The organism is Hymenobacter sp. UV11 (assembly GCF_004684095.1).
Classification (GTDB): domain Bacteria; phylum Bacteroidota; class Bacteroidia; order Cytophagales; family Hymenobacteraceae; genus Hymenobacter.
Map to the genome: position 1 here is coordinate 1 of NZ_SRII01000009.1, position 16,192 is coordinate 16,192.

The 16,192-nt window shown below is 60.8% G+C and carries 18 protein-coding genes; 10 read left to right on the forward strand and 8 right to left on the reverse strand.

Going from position 1 to position 16,192, the window contains the following annotated elements; genetic code table 11:
• Positions 1-151: transposase family protein (locus E4631_RS27065; RefSeq protein ID WP_135318615.1), on the reverse strand; the 151-nt coding region annotated here is incomplete at its 3' end.
• 105 nt (positions 152-256) lie between these two features.
• On the opposite strand from E4631_RS27065, the gene E4631_RS17385 reads away from it, so the two are divergent.
• The 6 genes from E4631_RS17385 (at position 257) to E4631_RS17410 (ending at position 5,755) form a co-directional block, all read left to right on the forward strand.
• Positions 257-1,030 carry a polyprenol monophosphomannose synthase gene (locus tag E4631_RS17385; RefSeq protein ID WP_205704266.1) on the forward strand — a complete coding sequence of 258 codons (774 nt, stop codon included), beginning with the start codon at positions 257-259 and terminating at the stop codon, positions 1,028-1,030.
• Between the two features lie 147 nt (positions 1,031-1,177).
• Complete coding sequence (locus E4631_RS17390; RefSeq protein ID WP_133657109.1) at positions 1,178-2,128, forward strand: TerC family protein; 951 nt, start codon at positions 1,178-1,180, stop codon at positions 2,126-2,128.
• A 76-nt stretch (positions 2,129-2,204) separates the two neighbouring features.
• Positions 2,205-3,161 (forward strand): L-histidine N(alpha)-methyltransferase, encoded by a 957-nt coding sequence (gene egtD / locus E4631_RS17395; RefSeq protein WP_133657108.1) that lies wholly within the window; start codon positions 2,205-2,207, stop codon positions 3,159-3,161.
• Positions 3,162-3,325: 164 nt separating this feature from the next.
• Positions 3,326-4,732, forward strand: coding sequence for an MATE family efflux transporter (locus E4631_RS17400; protein WP_240735024.1), 1,407 nt, complete (start codon positions 3,326-3,328; stop codon positions 4,730-4,732).
• A 103-nt stretch (positions 4,733-4,835) separates the two neighbouring features.
• Positions 4,836-5,402 carry a DUF922 domain-containing protein gene (locus E4631_RS17405; RefSeq protein ID WP_166648042.1) on the forward strand — a complete coding sequence of 189 codons (567 nt, stop codon included), beginning with the start codon at positions 4,836-4,838 and terminating at the stop codon, positions 5,400-5,402.
• Between the two features lie 20 nt (positions 5,403-5,422).
• Entirely contained in the window at positions 5,423-5,755 is a 333-nt protein-coding gene (locus E4631_RS17410; protein WP_133657105.1) for a tRNA-binding protein, read from the forward strand.
• Between the two features lie 10 nt (positions 5,756-5,765).
• Here E4631_RS17410 and E4631_RS17415 read toward each other — a convergent pair whose 3' ends face one another.
• Positions 5,766-6,149 carry a DUF4296 domain-containing protein gene (locus tag E4631_RS17415; RefSeq protein ID WP_166648041.1) on the reverse strand — a complete coding sequence of 128 codons (384 nt, stop codon included), beginning with the start codon at positions 6,147-6,149 and terminating at the stop codon, positions 5,766-5,768.
• Between the two features lie 50 nt (positions 6,150-6,199).
• Between E4631_RS17415 and E4631_RS17420 the strand changes: the two genes are divergently transcribed.
• The 3 genes from E4631_RS17420 (at position 6,200) to E4631_RS17430 (ending at position 8,958) form a co-directional block, all read left to right on the forward strand.
• A complete protein-coding gene (locus E4631_RS17420) occupies positions 6,200-7,111 on the forward strand; it encodes a DUF58 domain-containing protein (protein ID WP_133657103.1) in 912 nt (303 codons plus the stop codon).
• Positions 7,112-7,255: 144 nt separating this feature from the next.
• Entirely contained in the window at positions 7,256-8,101 is an 846-nt protein-coding gene (locus E4631_RS25980) for a hypothetical protein (RefSeq protein WP_166648040.1), read from the forward strand.
• Positions 8,102-8,259: 158 nt separating this feature from the next.
• A complete protein-coding gene (locus tag E4631_RS17430) occupies positions 8,260-8,958 on the forward strand; it encodes an NAD-dependent deacylase (RefSeq protein WP_133657102.1) in 699 nt (232 codons plus the stop codon).
• Positions 8,959-9,136: 178 nt separating this feature from the next.
• On the opposite strand, the gene E4631_RS17435 is transcribed toward E4631_RS17430, so the two are convergent.
• Positions 9,137-9,832: a TIGR02117 family protein gene (locus tag E4631_RS17435; RefSeq protein ID WP_133657101.1), complete on the reverse strand. Its 696-nt coding sequence runs from the start codon at positions 9,830-9,832 to the stop codon at positions 9,137-9,139.
• 72 nt (positions 9,833-9,904) lie between these two features.
• Here E4631_RS17435 and E4631_RS17440 point away from each other — a divergent pair, with 72 nt between their 5' ends.
• A complete protein-coding gene (locus tag E4631_RS17440) occupies positions 9,905-10,315 on the forward strand; it encodes a hypothetical protein (protein ID WP_205704259.1) in 411 nt (136 codons plus the stop codon).
• 43 nt (positions 10,316-10,358) lie between these two features.
• On the opposite strand, the gene E4631_RS17445 is transcribed toward E4631_RS17440, so the two are convergent.
• From E4631_RS17445 to E4631_RS17465, 5 genes are all read right to left on the reverse strand, one after another.
• On the reverse strand, positions 10,359-11,084 hold the full coding sequence (locus E4631_RS17445) for a bifunctional 2-polyprenyl-6-hydroxyphenol methylase/3-demethylubiquinol 3-O-methyltransferase UbiG (RefSeq protein WP_133657100.1): 726 nt from the start codon (positions 11,082-11,084) through the stop codon (positions 10,359-10,361).
• 91 nt (positions 11,085-11,175) lie between these two features.
• Positions 11,176-12,165, reverse strand: coding sequence for an aldo/keto reductase (locus E4631_RS17450; protein ID WP_133657099.1), 990 nt, complete (start codon positions 12,163-12,165; stop codon positions 11,176-11,178).
• Between the two features lie 121 nt (positions 12,166-12,286).
• Positions 12,287-13,222, reverse strand: a complete 936-nt coding sequence (locus tag E4631_RS17455) for a DMT family transporter (RefSeq protein WP_133657098.1) — start codon at positions 13,220-13,222, stop codon at positions 12,287-12,289.
• A 70-nt stretch (positions 13,223-13,292) separates the two neighbouring features.
• A complete protein-coding gene (locus E4631_RS17460) occupies positions 13,293-13,589 on the reverse strand; it encodes a hypothetical protein (RefSeq protein WP_133657097.1) in 297 nt (98 codons plus the stop codon).
• A gap of 280 nt (positions 13,590-13,869) precedes the next feature.
• The gene (locus E4631_RS17465) at positions 13,870-16,149 is read right to left on the reverse strand and encodes an aconitate hydratase (RefSeq protein WP_133657096.1); all 2,280 of its coding nucleotides are present in this window, start codon (positions 16,147-16,149) and stop codon (positions 13,870-13,872) included.
• Positions 16,150-16,192: the final 43 nt, after the last annotated feature.

Below are 16,192 nucleotides of genomic sequence, written 5' to 3' on the forward strand. Positions count from 1 at the left end.
AGGCGTAATCATAAATCTGCTCAAAATCTTCGCAATCAGCCAGTAAGCCGCACAGCACCAGCCAAATAATATCGCTTAGCTCGTGTAGACAGCGCCCCTCCACCCGATAGTCCGTTACCTGCCAAAAGAAATCCGCTACTTCTTCTTCCATCCCCAAAGGTCGCTAACTTACCTTTTGGTGCTTTTGCCCTGCTGTTAATTGCGAAGCCACGCAACCCAATCCCTGCCCTCCGTATCTTTGTAAGCTATGAGTACAATGGCCGCCGGACTGGTCTTGATTCCGACGTACAACGAGCGGGAAAATGTGGAGCTTATTCTGCGGGCCGTATTGGCGCTGCCGAAGGATTTCCACGTGCTGGTAATTGACGACGGCTCGCCCGACGGCACGGGCGCGGTAGTGCGCGGGCTTATGCCTGAGTTTGCGGACCGGCTGTTTCTGGAAGAGCGGACGGGCAAGCAGGGCCTGGGCACGGCCTATATTTTTGGCTTTCGCTGGGCGCTGGCGCGGGGCTACGAGTACGTGTTTGAGATGGACGCCGACTTTTCGCACAACCCGCAGGACCTGCTGCGTCTACGCGAGGCCTGCGCCGTGCAGGGCTACGACCTGGCCATCGGCTCGCGCTACAGCGACGGCGTGAACGTGGTAAACTGGCCCATGAACCGGGTGCTGATGTCGTATTTCGCCTCCAAATACGTGCGGTTCGTCACTGGCATGCCCATTCACGATGCCACGGCGGGCTTCAAGTGCTACTCGGCGCGGGTGCTGCGGGCCATCGACCTGAGCAAGATTCACTTCGTGGGCTACGCCTTCCAGATTGAGATGAAGTGGCTGGCCTACTGCCTGGGCTTTCGCATCAAGGAAGTGCCCATCATCTTCACCGACCGCACCCGCGGCCAGTCGAAAATGTCGAAAGGCATTTTTAAAGAGGCGCTGTTTGGCGTGGTGCAAATGAAGCTGAGCAGCTGGATTCACCCCCCGCGCCGTACCAACGAGGCGCCGCAGGGGCAGCCCAGCGTTAGCGTAGGGTAGGCTTTAGCCTGCCGTTTGCCAGTCGCTCACCACCCGTGCCTGATAACGGCAAGCTAAAGCTTACCCTACACTCCCCGGCAAGCTAAAGCTTACCGCACACTACCCTACCCCCTGTTTTTGCGTATCGGGTAAGCACAGCGCCACCGGATGGAAAACAGCCCGCTATTTTGGATTTTATTTAACCTACTGGTAGTCGGGCTTTTGCTGCTCGATTTGCTGGTACTCAATCGCCGGGCGCACGCCGTAAAGCTGGGCGAGGCGCTGGGCTGGAGCGCGTTCTGGATTACGCTTTCGCTAACGTTCAACTACTTCGTGTACCGCACGATGGGCCACGAAGCCGGCTTGCAGTGGCTGACGGGCTACCTTATCGAGAAGGCGCTGAGCGTGGATAACCTGTTTGTGTTTCTGCTCATTTTCACCTACTTCAAGGTGCCGGCCGAGTACCAGCACCGCATCCTGTTCTGGGGCGTGCTGGGGGCGCTGGTGCTACGCGGCATCTTCATTGTGGCGGGCGCGGCGCTGCTGGCCAAGTTCCACTTTTTGCTTTACATTCTGGGGTTTTTCCTGATGTACACCGGCGCGCGCATGGCCCTCAGCGGCGGCGGCGACCCCGAGATTGACCCCGATAACAACCCCATCGTGCGGTTTTTGAGCCGGCACCTGCCCATTACGCGGCAGCTAGACGGCGGCAAGTTTTTTACGCGGCGCGAGGGCGTGCGCTTTGCTACCCCCCTGCTGGTGGTGCTGGTGATGATTGAGACCACCGATGTGGTTTTTGCGGCCGATTCTATCCCGGCCATCCTGGCTATCACACGCGATACGTTCGTGGTCTACACCTCCAACGTGTTTGCGCTGCTGGGGCTGCGGGCGCTGTATTTCGCGCTGGCCAGCCTCATGCGGCTGTTTCATTACCTCAACTATGGGCTGGCTTTCATCCTGATTTTCATTGGGGGTAAGCTGTTGGCCGAGGATATTTTGCGCGAGCGCTTTAACCTGGAGCTACCCATGCCGGTTTCGCTGGGCATAGTGGGGCTGCTGCTGCTGGGCTCCGTGGGGGCGTCGCTGCTGTGGCCCAAAAGAGAAGTTCCTGGCTCCTAGTCTTTAAGCTCCTGATTTGGGCACTGCCAAAGAGCCAAGAACTCGAAAAACAAACAACGAATAACAAACAACGAATTTGAATCACCTCGCCGAACACCTGGCCCAGGGTTTTAGCCAAACGCCCAAAACGCTGTCGTCCAAATACTTTTACGATGCTACGGGCAGCCGGCTGTTTCAGCAGATAATGGGGCTGCCCGAGTACTACCCTACCCGCACCGAACTGGCCATCTTTCAGGCGCAGGGCGCGGCCATTGGGCGGGCGCTGGCGGCGGGCGCGGGCGCCGGGCAGCCGCTGGCCGTGGTAGAGCTAGGTGCCGGCGACGGCCTGAAAACCAAGCTCTTGCTGCGCGAATTGCAGAATCAGCCAGTGGCGCTCTCCTACGTGCCGGTTGATATCTCGCCTTCGGCGCTCGATGAGCTGGCGGCCACGCTGCGCCACGAGCTCCCTACCCTGCCCACCGAGCCGCTGGCCGCCGAATACGGCGCCGCACTCACCACGCTGGCCACCCGGCCGGGCGCCAAGGCGGTGCTGTTTCTGGGCTCGAATATTGGCAATTTTACGCCGGCCGAGCAGGTGGTTTTTCTGCGCGAGCTGGCCCAGCCGCTCACGGCGGCCGACCGCCTGCTGGTGGGCTTCGACCTGCGCAAGGACCCGCGCCGAATCCGGGCGGCGTATGACGACGCGCAGGGCGTCACGGCTGCGTTCAACTTCAACCTCCTGCACCGGCTCAATGCTGAGGTCGGGGCTGATTTTCAGCTCGATGCCTGGCAGCACTTCCCCGACTACAACCCCAGTACCGGGGCCATGCGCTCGTGGCTGGTGAGCCGCCGCGCCCAGACCGTGCGGGTAGCCGCACTAGCCGGCCAAACCTTCGAAATCGCCGCCTGGGAAGCCATTCAGACTGAAAGCTCCTACAAATTTACCCTACTCCAGATAGCCGAATTGTCGGCTGGGGCGGGCCTGCGGGTGGTCGAGGTTTTCCAGGATGAGGCCGGCGACTTTGCCGACGTGGTGCTAGCCGTGGCGGGGTAGGGACGTAATTTTGTATTCGTTAAGATTCTGTAGAACGTCATGCTGAGCTTGTCGAAGCATCTCTACCACGCCGCTAGGATTAGTGACCTAACGATGCGGCAGAGATGCTTCGACAAGCTCAGCATGACGTTCTTAGTAAACACGTTACCTATCCCTCTTACCCCGTGAAATCCCACTTGCGCCCCACTATTCTCCTGGCCTACCCCGTGGTGCTGAGCCAGCTCGGCCACGTGTTGGTGGGCGTTACCGACTCGGTGCTGGTGGGGCACCTGGGCAAGCTGCCGCTCGATGCGGTGGGCATGGGCGTGAGCTCGACGTCGCTGCTGCTGGTGCTGGGCCTGGGCATCAGTATGGGAGCGGTGCCGCGCGTGGCGGCGGCCAACGGGCGCGGCGACCACGAGGCGCTGGGCCGCCTGCTGGTGGGCACCGTGTGGCTGAATACGCTGGTGGGTGTGCTGCTGGCGGGCTTCAGCCAGCTGCTGCCGCTGGCCCTACCCTACCTGGGGCAGGCCGCCGACGTAGTAACACTGGCCACGCCTTGGGTGCGGGTGGTGGGCCTGTCGCTGCTGCCGCTGATGGTGTTTCAGGGCTTTCGGGAGTGGGCTGAGGGGCTGGGACTCACGCGCCAGGCCATGCAGCTTTCCATCGTGGCCAACGTGCTGAACGCGCTGCTGTGCTACGCGCTCATTTTTGGGCACTTCGGGGCGCCCAAAATGGGGCTGATGGGTTCGGCCTGGGCCACGCTGATTTCGCGCCTGGGTATGGCGGTACTCATGGCGCAGTTTGTACTGCGGGCCGAAAAGCTGCGCGCGCGCCGGCCCGCCCAGGCGGCGGCCTGGCTACGGCCGGGCCTGGCCGAGCTGCGCGGGCAGCTGGCCCTGGGCCTACCCATCGGGGTGCAGATGATGCTGGAAGTGGGTGCGTTCAGCATGTCATACCTGATGATTGGCTGGATTGGCGTGACGCCCCAGGCGGCCCACCAGATTGCCATCAACGTGGCCTCGGTGACGTACATGGCGGCTACGGGCATTGCGGCGGCGGCCACTATTCGAGTGGGCAACCTGCGCGGCAGCGGCGACCTGGCCAGCGCGCGGCAGGCGGGCTTTGCAGCCTATTGGCTGACCTTTGGCTTTATGGGCGCGATGGGCCTGCTGCTGATAGGGTTGCGGTACGTTATTCCACCCCTATACAATACTGACCCGGCCGTGGTGGCGCAGGCGGCCACGCTGCTGACCATTGCGGCCGCCTTCCAGGTGTCGGATGGCCTGCAGGTGGTGGGCCTGGGCGCGCTGCGCGGCCTCGAAGATGTGAAGGTGCCCTCGGTAGTGGCGCTGCTGGCCTATTGGGCCATTGCCCTACCCCTCGGCTACGGCCTGGGCTTCGGCCTGCAGCTGGGCGCGCCGGGCGTGTGGCTGGGCCTGCTCACGGGTCTCAGCATCGTGGCCGTGGTGCTACTGCTGCGCTTCCGCCGCCGCACGGCTCCTGGGCAGCCGATTGCTGGCCCCAGCCAGCCGGGGGAGGCCTTGGTTGATGCGGAAGAAATTATGGTACTGGGCCAGCCAGTGGGCTAGCCGCGCGGAACTTGCCCGGCCAGCTTGGCCGTTGCGGAGGGGGGTAGGGCCGGGGGTTTACCCGGCAGCCTTGCCTATTTTCTGCATCTGTAACCGCTTTTTCATGCGTATTTTTTTTGGCTACTGCCTGGCGCTGGGGCTACTGGCGGCGCGGCCGGCGGCGGCGCAGGCGACTGTGAAGCTGCCCGCCGGCTTTGTTCGGTGGTCGGCCAGCCGGCCTCTCAAGCTCAGTGATTTCAAGGGCCGGCCCCGGACGGGCCAGACCCACGCGGCGCTCACGTCGGCCAATATTAATACCGGCGCCATTTGCCGGGGCGACGTGTTTATGGGCACCGCACAGGCCAGCTTCGACCCCACGGCATCGTGGGTGCGCGACCCGGCCGCCATGACACCCGCGCTGCTGCGCCACGAGCAGCTGCATTTCGATATTGCCGAGGTATATGCGCGCCGCCTGCGCCAGCAGCTGGCCGCCATGCGGCTGTCGTGCAGCAAGTTGGGCGACCGCTTCGACCGCGTGAGCCAGGCCGCCTACGCCGCTTGGCAAAAGGCCGAGGACGACTACGACCTCGAAACCCGGCACGGCCTGGAGCACGCGCGCCAAGCCGAGTGGGAAGCCCAGGTGCGCCAGCAATTGCTGGATTTAGCCGAATTTGCCGAGAAAGACGCCTGATATCCTACCCCCCTTCCCGCATGATTTCCTGGGCTGACTTTGAGCAAGTAGACCTGCGGGTCGGCACCATCGTGGAGGCCCGCGAGTTTGCCGAAGCGCGCCGTCCGGCTTACCGGCTGGTGCTGGATTTTGGGCCTGCTATCGGCCTCAAAAAGTCGAGCGCCCAGCTCACGCACCATTACACGCCGGCCACGCTGCTGGGCCGGCAGGTGGTGGCCGTGGTCAACTTCCCGCCCAAGCAAATTGGCCCCTTCCGGTCCGAAGTGCTGGTGCTGGGCGCACCCGACGCCGACGGCCACACGGTGCTGCTGGCCGTGGCCACGCCCGTGCCCAACGGCAGCCGGGTATACTAGGTGCTTGCCACTAATTAGGGCGAGGCATGCGGGTAGGGTCCATTTTTTTCTCGCGCTGCGACAAAGAGTCGATAACGCCCGCGTAAATCCCGTCCAGGTCCTTGGCGTGCGAGGCATAGTAGCGATAGCTGCGCTCAAACACCGAGTCGGTTGGCGATACGCCATTGCGTAGCATCAGGTCGCGTTGCTGGCTCAGAAACAGCGCCCGCGCCGAATCGGGGGGTAGGCGGCTGGTTTCGACGCGGGCTTCGAGCAGGTGAATTTGCACGAGCAGGCTCGTCATCTTTTCCTTGGGCAGCAAGTTGGGGGGGGTAGGCACCTGCTCGGGGCGGGCGCAGCCGGTCGCCAGCAGCAGGCCCAGCGCCAGCACGAATTGAGTCAAAGACGATTTCACCCCCAAAAATACGCTTGCGCCGTAGCTTCGTCCTCCTACCCCCATTTGCCATGCCCCCCGCCACCGCCTCTGCCCGCCTGCCCGCCAGCCTCACGGCGCTGGTGCGCCGCCTGCGCCACCTCGAAATCAGGATGCGCCAGGCGGTGGAGGCGCAGCTGCAAGGCAATTTCCGGTCGGTTTTTCGGGGCAACGGGCTGGAATTTGACGATGTGCGCCTCTACCAATACGGCGACGAGGTGCGGGCCATCGACTGGGCCGTGAGCAGCAAGGGCCACGGCACGTTCGTCAAAACCTACAAGGAAGAGCGCGAGCAGCAGGTGCTGGTGGCCCTTGACGTGAGCGCTTCGCAGCGCGTGGGCGGCGGTGCGGCCGGCACCCCGCGCAAGCTCGACCTGGGCCGCGACCTGGCCGGTGTGCTGGCCCTGAGCGCCGCCCGCCAGGATTCTGCCCTGGGTCTGCTGGCTTTTTCGGACCAAAAAGAACTATTCCTGCCGCCGGCCAAGGGCCTACGGGCGGCCTACGCCATGCTGCAGCGGCTGTATGAGCTGGTGCCCGTGTCGCGCCACACGGCAATAGGCGTGGGCATTCGCCAGGTGCTGAGCTTGTTGCGACGACGCACGCTGGTGGTGCTCATCTCCGATTTTATCGACGAAAACTACGAGCGCGAGCTGACCATGCTGGCCCGGCAGCACGACCTGGTAGTGGTGCAGCTCCTGGCCCCGCAGGAGGCCGACTTTCCGGCGCTGGGCATTGTGCCCCTGCGCGACGCCGAAACCGGTCTGCTACGCTGGGTCGATACCTCGGCGCCGGCCTTTCGGGCGCAGCACGCGGGCCAGCAGCAGGCGCGGCAGCAGGCACTGCGTACGCTGTGCCGCCGCCAGCGCGTGGGCCTCATCACGCTGCGCACCGATGAGGACTTTGTGCCCCAGCTGGTGGGCTTATTCCGGCAGCGCAAAGGCTAGGGGGCGATGAAGCAATTACTATCTTATTACCCTACCCAAGCACTTCTGGAGTTTATTAAACATGATAAATTAAAAATTAAAGGTCTGACGGCCATATTTTTAATTTATAATTTATCATGTTTAATTCTTCCCGCCCGCGCGGCGGTGGGTACCGGGCCGGTGGGGCACTTTTCACGCGCCGTAGTGGAAGTGGGCCAGCCCCTGAACTACGAGCTAAGCTACCTGCACGACCCGGCCGAAGAAGTAATTTTCCCCGACTCGCTGGCCGCCTTTGGGCCATTTGAGTACGCCGGACGGCGCTGGCTGCCCACCCGCACCGAAAACGGCCGCAGCCTCGACCGCGTGGTGTATCGGCTGCGCACGTTTTCGCTGGCGCCGGTGCAGGCGCTGCAGCTGCCGGTGCTGGTGCTGCGCGGCCCCCACGATACGCTGCACCTGCTGCCACCGCTGGCGCGGGTGCAGCTGCGGCGCGTGGCCCCTACCCTATCCGGCACGGCGGCCAGCCCGCCTACCCTGCACGGTGGCTACCGCTGGCTGCCGCTGGCCGCGGCGTTCAACTATCCCTTCTGGCTGGCGGGGCTGGCGGGGCTGCTGGCGCTGGGCGGCGGCGCCTGGGCCCTGTATGGCCGGCGGTGGCGGCAGCGCTACGGCCGCTACAAGCGCCGCAAAAACCACGTGTATTTTCTGGCGCAGTTTGCCCGCAACGCCGAGCGCTTCACGCTTTCACGCTCGGCTTCGGTGGTGGAGCGCACGGTGGCGCTGTGGAAAAATTACTTATCCAGCCTCGATAATAATAACCTCAGCTCACTTACTACCAAAGAGCTGACTCAATATTTTGATAATAATGATGAGGTGCGCCGCGCCCTGCGCGCCACCGACCGCGTAGTGTATGGCAACTTGCTCAGCGAGGACGCGCAGGAAGTAGACGCCGCTTTTCAGCGCCTGCGGGCGTTTGCCGAGCAGCGCTACGCCTCGCTGGCCAGTGAGTGAACTGTGCAGAAAAGCAGGTTAAAGAACGTCATTCTGAGCTTGCCGAGGAATCTCGCCCGCGCCGTTCGGGTTTCGTTTCATGATACGAGCGAGATTCCTCGGCAAGCTCGGAATGACGTTCTTTATTTACAATATATTCCGCTATAATCAGCAAAAACATGCCTCATTTAGTAGTACTTACCGGGGCCGGCGTATCGGCCGAAAGCGGTATCCGCACCTTCCGCGACACCAACGGGCTGTGGGAAGAGCACCGCATTGAAGATGTGGCCACGCCCGAGGCTTTTGCCCGCAACCCAGCGTTGGTGCTTGATTTCTATAATAAGCGCCGCGCCCAGGCCCGCGAGGTGGCGCCCAACGCCGCGCACCTGGCCCTGGCCGGCTTCGAGGAAGCGCCGGACTGGACGGTGAGCATCATCACCCAAAACGTGGACGACCTGCACGAGCGCGCCGGCTCGTCGCAGGTGCTGCACCTGCACGGGATGCTGCGCGAAATGCGCTCGGTAAAGGATGAAAACACCATTTACGCCTGCGACGGCGACATTGCGCTGGGCGACCTCGCGCCCGACGGCGGCCAGCTGCGCCCGCACATTGTATGGTTTGGCGAGATGGTACCCGCCATCGAAGAAGCCGCCGAAATTGTGGCTACCGCCGATGCGCTGCTCGTGGTGGGCACGTCGCTGCAAGTGTACCCGGCCGCCGGCCTGCTGCACTACGCCCCCGACGACTGCCCGGTGTACGTCATCGACCCGCACCAGCCCGAAGTAAGCGGCCGCCGCGGCGTGCACTACGTGGTCGAGCCCGCCGGCATCGGCGTGCCGCAGGTGCTTAGGCAATTAGCAGTGAGCAGTGAGCAGTGAGCAGTGAGCAGTGAGCAGTGAGCAGTGAGCAGTGAGCAGAAGAACGTCATGCTGAGCTTGTCGAAGCATCTTGCTTGCTTCGTTGAACGATTAATTTTAGTGCTGCACGCGAGATGCTTTGACAAGCTCAGCATGACGTTTTTTTGGCTCACCTCTCACCACCTCACCCCTCACCCCCTCACCGCCCGTACTGATACAGAATACCGGTGTCAAATGGCGTCCAGAGGCTGGCTTTTTGGCCGCACACTTTCAGGCCGCGGTTTGACCACGTATTGCAGGTGTTGAGGATGCTGTAGCGGCTGTTGGCCTCGTAAAAGGCGTCGTGGTCGGCGTAGCTGTGGCCCGGCACCCAGTTGAAATCACCGGCCGCGTCGCGCTGAAAGCTTTTTTCGACGTAGGCGATAAGCCGGCGGTACTGGGCGGGCGTGAGGTGCAGGGGTACGCAGTTGGGGCCCGGCGCTAGGTCGGCCGCGCGGTAGAAGGTGGCGTGTATGAGCGTGGTACTCAGCCAGAATCCCGCCCGCACGGCGGTGCTGGGCTTGAGCTCGGCCCAGGTGGGCGTGTCGAGGTAAAACCCTTTGTCGCCCCACCCTACCCCCACGTAGTCGTAGGTAGCGTCGTGGGCCTGCGTGTTGCCATAGGGCAGCTGCCGGCTCCAGTCGATAAACTCGCTTTTGACGGGCATCACCAGGTCGGTATGCACGCCGTTGGAGCGGATGAAAAACGGCACGGTCGCAGCTTCCGTGGTGGCCTCGGCCGCCACCGGAATGCGTGATAGCACCTGCGCTACCCCGTAGTACACGGCCACCGCGCCCACTACCGAGCCCACCGACCAGGCGGTTATTTTCAAGGTTTTGCGCAAAAGCGGCGACATAAGCGGGAAGTACTTTTACGGACTAGTACGCGATTCTGCCAAAAGTAACCCGCACCCTACGCTTTCGCCCGCATGGCCCAGCCCGTCGAAGAAATTTACGCCATTCCGGCCAAGTACCGGCAAATGGAAAACACGCACATCCTGTTCTGGCTGGTCAAGGACATCAGCTGGTGCATGGTGTGGAAAACCCTGGGTATCTTAATGATAGGGCCTACCCTGGGCATTGCGCTCGTCATTGCCTGGCGTACCCGCCACCTCAAATCGGAGTTGGCCCACAACCTGGCTATCGTCTTCTGGATTTCGGCCAACTCCTACTGGATGCTCAGCGAGTTCTTTGGCTTCGACACCGTGCGCATCGGCACCCTCACCGATGGCAAGCACCTGGCTATCATTCCCTTCGGCATTGGCCTGGGTATTCTGACCTACTATTACCTCGTGCAAAAGCCGCGCGAGATACGGGCCGCGCAAGTAGCCACGCTGTAGGCGCGGCCCTCCCCCCCTTCGCGGCGGCGAAGGAGGGTAGGGCTTAGATTTTACCCTCGCCGACGCAACTCACACCGAAGAATTTATTGGCCGACGATATTTTCATCTCCAAGGCGTTGAGAGCCAACAGCATCCTATTAACGAGCGCGTTGAGAGGCCGCATGTTGGAGGCCGCCTCTTTTTTGCGCAGGTTGCTAAGCTTACGCATCGACCACACCAGCGGAAAAAGCGCACCGTAGAGGTAGTAGTTGTTGATTTTGCGGAAGCCGGCCTGCCGCAGCACGTCGCGCAGCATCGGAATCTGGTAGCGCCGGTAATGGCCCAGGAACACGTCGTGGCCGCTCCATAGCGACTGAAACGCCGGCACCGTGATAAAGAAGGAATTATTGTCCCCCACGCACGCCGCCTTCACGCTTTGCAGCATAGCCAGGTCACTTTCGAGGTGCTCCAGCACGTCCATCAGCACCACTAGGCCGTTCTCAATGCGGGCCGGGATGGCATACACTTTTTCTATTTTGGTCCCGCGCGTCGGCGCCATTTCCTCCTCCGAGTAGCCCGTATCGACCAAGTATACTTTGGCAATTTGCGCCCCGTATTTCTTTTCCAGCTCCAAGGCAAAAAAGCCCGAGCCAGAGCCAATATCCACGACGGTTAGCGGCTTACCGCTTGCCAGTGCCCGTTGTGCAGCGCGCAGCAGCGGCAGCTTTTTGCTCTGGTAATACCAGTGCACATCGGGATTAACGCCGTTTTCAAGCTCTTTTAAATCCATGCGGGTAGGTTAACCTCTGGCTAAGGTGGGACTGGCAAAGGTAATCAGCGGCGGTTCTGCTCGCTCAGGAGGGGGTAGGGATGCCCCTACCCTACCACAGCTGCCGCACCTGCGGCCCAATCAGGCGGTCGTAGATGTCGCGCACGGCGTGCATCTGCTCCGGCGTCAGCGGCGGCAGCTCTTCCGTTTTCAGGTTGGAAAGCAGCTGCTCGGGCTTGGAAGCGCCGGGGATAATGCAGCTCACCTCCGGAAACATCAGTATCCAGCGCAGGGCCAGCGGGGCCAGCTGCGGCTGGCTGGGGAATAGCTTTTTCAGCTCCTCCACCGCCGCCAGGCCGGTAGTGTAGTCTACGCCCGCGAAGGTTTCGCCCTTGTCGAAGGCCGCACCGTCGCGGTTGAAGTTGCGGTGGTCGTCGGGCGCAAAGGTGGTTTGGGCCGAAAATTTGCCCGTGAGCAGGCCGCTGGCCAGCGGCACCCGCACTATCAGGCCCACGTCGCGCCGGGCGGCTTCCTTGAACAGCAATTCGGCCGGCCGCTGCCGGAACATATTGAAAATCACTTGCAGCGTAGTCACGTTCGGAAATTCGATGGCTTTGAGGCCTTCTTCCACCTTCTCCACGCTCACGCCCAGGTTCAGGATTTTACCCTCGTCCTTGAGCCGGTCGAACAGCTCAAAAATCTCGGGGCGGTAGTACACGTCGGTGGGCGGGCAGTGCAGCTGCACCAGGTCGAGGGTGTCGAGCTGCATGTTGCGCAGGCTGTCTTCCACAAAGCCCCGCAGGGCGGCCGGCTGGTAGGCATCGCTGGTGTGCGGCTGCAAGCGCCGGCCGCACTTGGTGGCCACGTAAATGCGCTCGCCGGCGCGGCTGCGCACGAGGCGGCCCACCGCCTTTTCGCTCTCGCCGTCGCCATACACGTCGGCGGTGTCGATGAAATTGATGCCCGCGTCTACGGCAGCGTTCAGGATGCGGTCGGCGTTGGCGTGGTCGAAGGGCTCGCCCCACTTGCCGCCCACCTGCCAGGTGCCGAGGCTAATTTCAGAGATGGAGAAGCCGGTTTTGCCGAGGGTGCGGTGGTTCATAGGGGGTAGGGAAGTCTAAATGGTACTGCCTTGCTAACTCCAAAATTCGCCGCGGGTTGCACGGGCAACCGAGGAAAACAGGTTGCGCCACGCGCCTGCCAATCACTATCAATAAAAGTCATCAAGCGGTTGCCACGGCTACGGCCGACCTTTTCCAGCTCAGCAGCAGCACCCCGCACACCACCAAAACAGTTCCGCCAATCTGGGCCGCAAAAATTGGCTCGCGCAAAAAGAAATGCGCCTGCGCAATCGTCGAAATCGGCCCGATACCGCTGATAATAGCCACGTTATTCGCTCCAATTCGCTTCAGCCCCTGCGATATTAAAAAGGAGGGTAGCACGGTCGAAAACACGGCCAGCAGCAGCCCGTAGCCCCACAGCCCTTGCCCGGCTACCAAAAGCTGACTATTACCGACCAGGGCGAAATGCGCGAATATGCCCGCCGTAGCGGCCAGCATCGCGTAGGCCGTGAATTTATTGGCCCCAACCAACGGAATTAATTTCCCGCTGCCCGCTATGTACATCGAATAGGTAATGGCGCACAGAAATACCAGAAAGCTGCCCCAATAAATTCCCTGCCGGCTCGTATCAAGCGTCAATTCGCCCACGTAGGCAATCGCAATGCCGAGGTACGTAAGCAGCAGCGCCCATTTTTGAATAGGGGTAATGCGCTGCTTGAAAATAACGGCATTAATAAAAACCACGAAGCTGGGATACAGAAATAGCAGCAGCCGCTCCAGGCCCGCCGACACGTATTGCAGCCCCATAAAATCAAGCAGGCTGCTTACGTAATAGCCCAGCATTCCCAATAAAATTACCAATCCCCACTGCGAGCGCGTCATGCGCACGTTCGTCCTTTTACCCGACACGACAATGGCCACCGTCGCATAAAAAGGCAGCGCAAATACCATTCGCAGCGTGAGCAGCGTCAGCGCATCGGTATGCGTATCGCCAAAAGCTAATTTGACAAATATGGCTTTGGTAGAGAATAAAATAGCCCCGAGTAGCGTGATGAGGAACCCGGCGAGGGGTAAGGCAGGGCGGGTAGTTAGATGCATTAATTTTCAGAAGAAACCAGCTATTATTTGGCTAGAAATCAGCGCAGCGTAGCTCATGACAGCAGTGACTCTATTTTCTAAATTCGGATATCATTAAGGTATTGTAAAGCTTTCGGTTCAGCCGGTGGTCATTCAAAAACAAGCAATAAAGCGTCACGTCTTGGCCAGTTTTAATTTCTTGATACATGTGCTTCTCAAGCATTTTTTCGATTGGCATCCACACTTCTATTCCTTCTAAGTTAAAAAGGAATTCCTTTTTAATTAACCCATCTAACTGCGTTGGCTTTGGCAAATAACCAGGGAATGCCCAACAAACAATCTTCATCGACTGCATTACAGCGGGGTCAATTGGGCGTTCCTTACCCATAAACTTGCCAGTCAGTCGATATGTATCAAAACGGTAATAGTCATGAGGCGGCTTCTCTGTCTTTTTTACTTGAGCTAAATACGCGTTTTCTTCCGCAATTAATTTCCGATAGCTTTTAGGAATATATTTTTTGTCCCAATGTTCATTGCTCTGACCTTGGCAAGGGCAAATATGAAAAAAATAAGCAATAGAACGACGTACCTCATTAGTGATTTTTACAAAGAAAACGGCCGCCCCGGTTTCCCAAGGCGGCCGCTAACTTACTCAGCAAAATAGTCGCTTACGCGCCTACCCCACTCTCCTGCATCTTAATCAGATTCAGGGCCGAACCAGCCTTGAACCAGGCGATTTGGCCTTCGTTGTAGGTGTGGTTGACGGTGATGAGGTCGGTGTCGCCGTCGGCGTGGCGTAGGCGCACTTGCAGCGGCTGGCCGGGAGCGAAGCTCGTGAGGCCGAGGATGTCGATTTGGTCGTCTTCCTCGATGAGGTCGTAGTCGTTCTTGTTGGCGAAGGTGAGGCCCAGCATGCCCTGCTTCTTGAGGTTGGTTTCGTGAATACGGGCAAACGACTTCACCAGCACGGCGCGCACGCCGAGGTGGCGGGGCTCCATGGCGGCGTGCTCGCGCGAGCTGCCTTCGCCGTAGTTCTCGTCGCCAACCACGATGCTGCCGATACCGAGGCTTTTGAGCGTGCGGGCAGCCATCGGTACAGGCACGTAGGGCTCGCCCTGAATGCCGCTGGATTTCACGGCGTTAGTTTCGCCGGTGTAGGCGTTGGTGGCGCCGATGAGCATGTTGTTGGAAATATTATCCAGGTGGCCGCGAAACTTCAGCCACGGGCCGGCCATGCTGATGTGGTCGGTGGTGCACTTGCCGAGGGCCTTGATGAGCACCCGCAGGCCCATGATGTCGGTGCCTTCCCAGGCCTTGAAGGGCTCCAGGAGCTGCAGGCGGTCCGAGTTCTTATCTACCAGCACTTGCACGCCGCTGCCATCGGCAGCGGGAGCCTGGAAACCAGCGTCTTCTACCGCAAAACCGGCCGGGGGCAATTCTACGCCGGTAGGCTCGTCAAATTTCACGTTGCCGTTTTTGCCGGGCAGCGTGTCGGTGAGGGGGTTGAACGTGAGGCTGCCGGCGATGGCAAACGCCGTCACGATTTCGGGCGAAGCCACGAACGCGTGGGTGTTTGGGTTGCCGTCGTTGCGCTTGGCAAAATTGCGGTTGAAGCTCGTAATGATGGAGTTACGGCGCTTGGGGTCGTCGGTGTGGCGGGCCCACTGGCCGATGCACGGGCCGCAGGCGTTGGCGAGTACTACCCCCCCCATTTCGGCAAACGTGTCGAGGAGGCCGTCGCGGGCCACCGTGTAGCGCACCAGCTCCGAGCCGGGCGTGATGGTGAACTCGGCGGCTACGTGCAAGCCTTTGTCCACGGCCTGCTTGGCAATGCTGGCGGCGCGGGTAATGTCTTCGTAAGAAGAGTTGGTGCACGAGCCAATTAGGCCCACTTCCAGCTTCTCGGGCCAGCCGTGCTCCTTTACGGCGGCGGCAAACTCTGAAATCGGCCAGGCGGCGTCCGGCGTGAACGGGCCGTTCACGTAGGGCTCCAGCGTGTTGAGGTCGATTTCGATGAGCTGGTCGTAGAAATTCTCCGGGTTGGCGTACACCTCGTCGTCGGCGCGCAGGTGCTGGGCTACGCCGCGGGCCATATCGGCAATGTCGGCGCGCTCGGTGCTACGCAGGTAGTCGCCCATCTTCTCATCGTAGCCGAATACCGAGGTAGTAGCTCCGATTTCCGCACCCATGTTGCAGATGGTGCCTTTGCCGGTGCAGCTCAGGCTTTCCGCGCCTTCACCAAAATACTCGACGATGGCGCCAGTGCCGCCCTTCACGGTCAGGATGCCGGCCACGCGCAGAATCACGTCCTTGGCCGAGGTCCAGCCGCTCATTTTGCCGGTCAGCTTTACGCCAATCACCTTCGGGAATTTCAGCTCCCAGGGCATGCCAGCCATCACGTCTACGGCATCGGCGCCGCCTACGCCGATGGCAATCATGCCCAGGCCACCCGCGTTGGGAGTGTGCGAGTCGGTGCCAATCATCATGCCGCCGGGGAAGGCGTAGTTTTCGAGCACCACTTGGTGAATAATGCCGGCGCCGGGCTTCCAGAAGCCGATGCCGTATTTATTGGATACCGAAGCCAGGAAATCATAGACTTCGCGGTTCTCGTCGTTGGCTACGGCCAGGTCTTCGGTGGCGCCGTCCTTGGCCTGAATGAGGTGGTCGCAGTGCACGGTGCTGGGCACGGCGGCGGTAGGCTTGCCGGCCTGCATGAACTGGAGCAGGGCCATCTGGGCGGTGGCGTCTTGCATGGCCACGCGGTCGGGGGTAAAATCGACGTAGCTCACGCCGCGCTGGTACGATTCGCCGACTTTGCCACCGTAGAGGTGGGCGTAGAGGATTTTTTCGGTGAGTGTGAGCGGGCGGCCAACGGCCGTGCGGGCAGCTTCGATGCGCGAGCCGAGGCCCGCGTACACGGCCCGAATCATATCAAGGTCAAACGCCATAGGAGGGAGAGTGGGGTTATTAGCTTACGCGCAAAAGTAACTC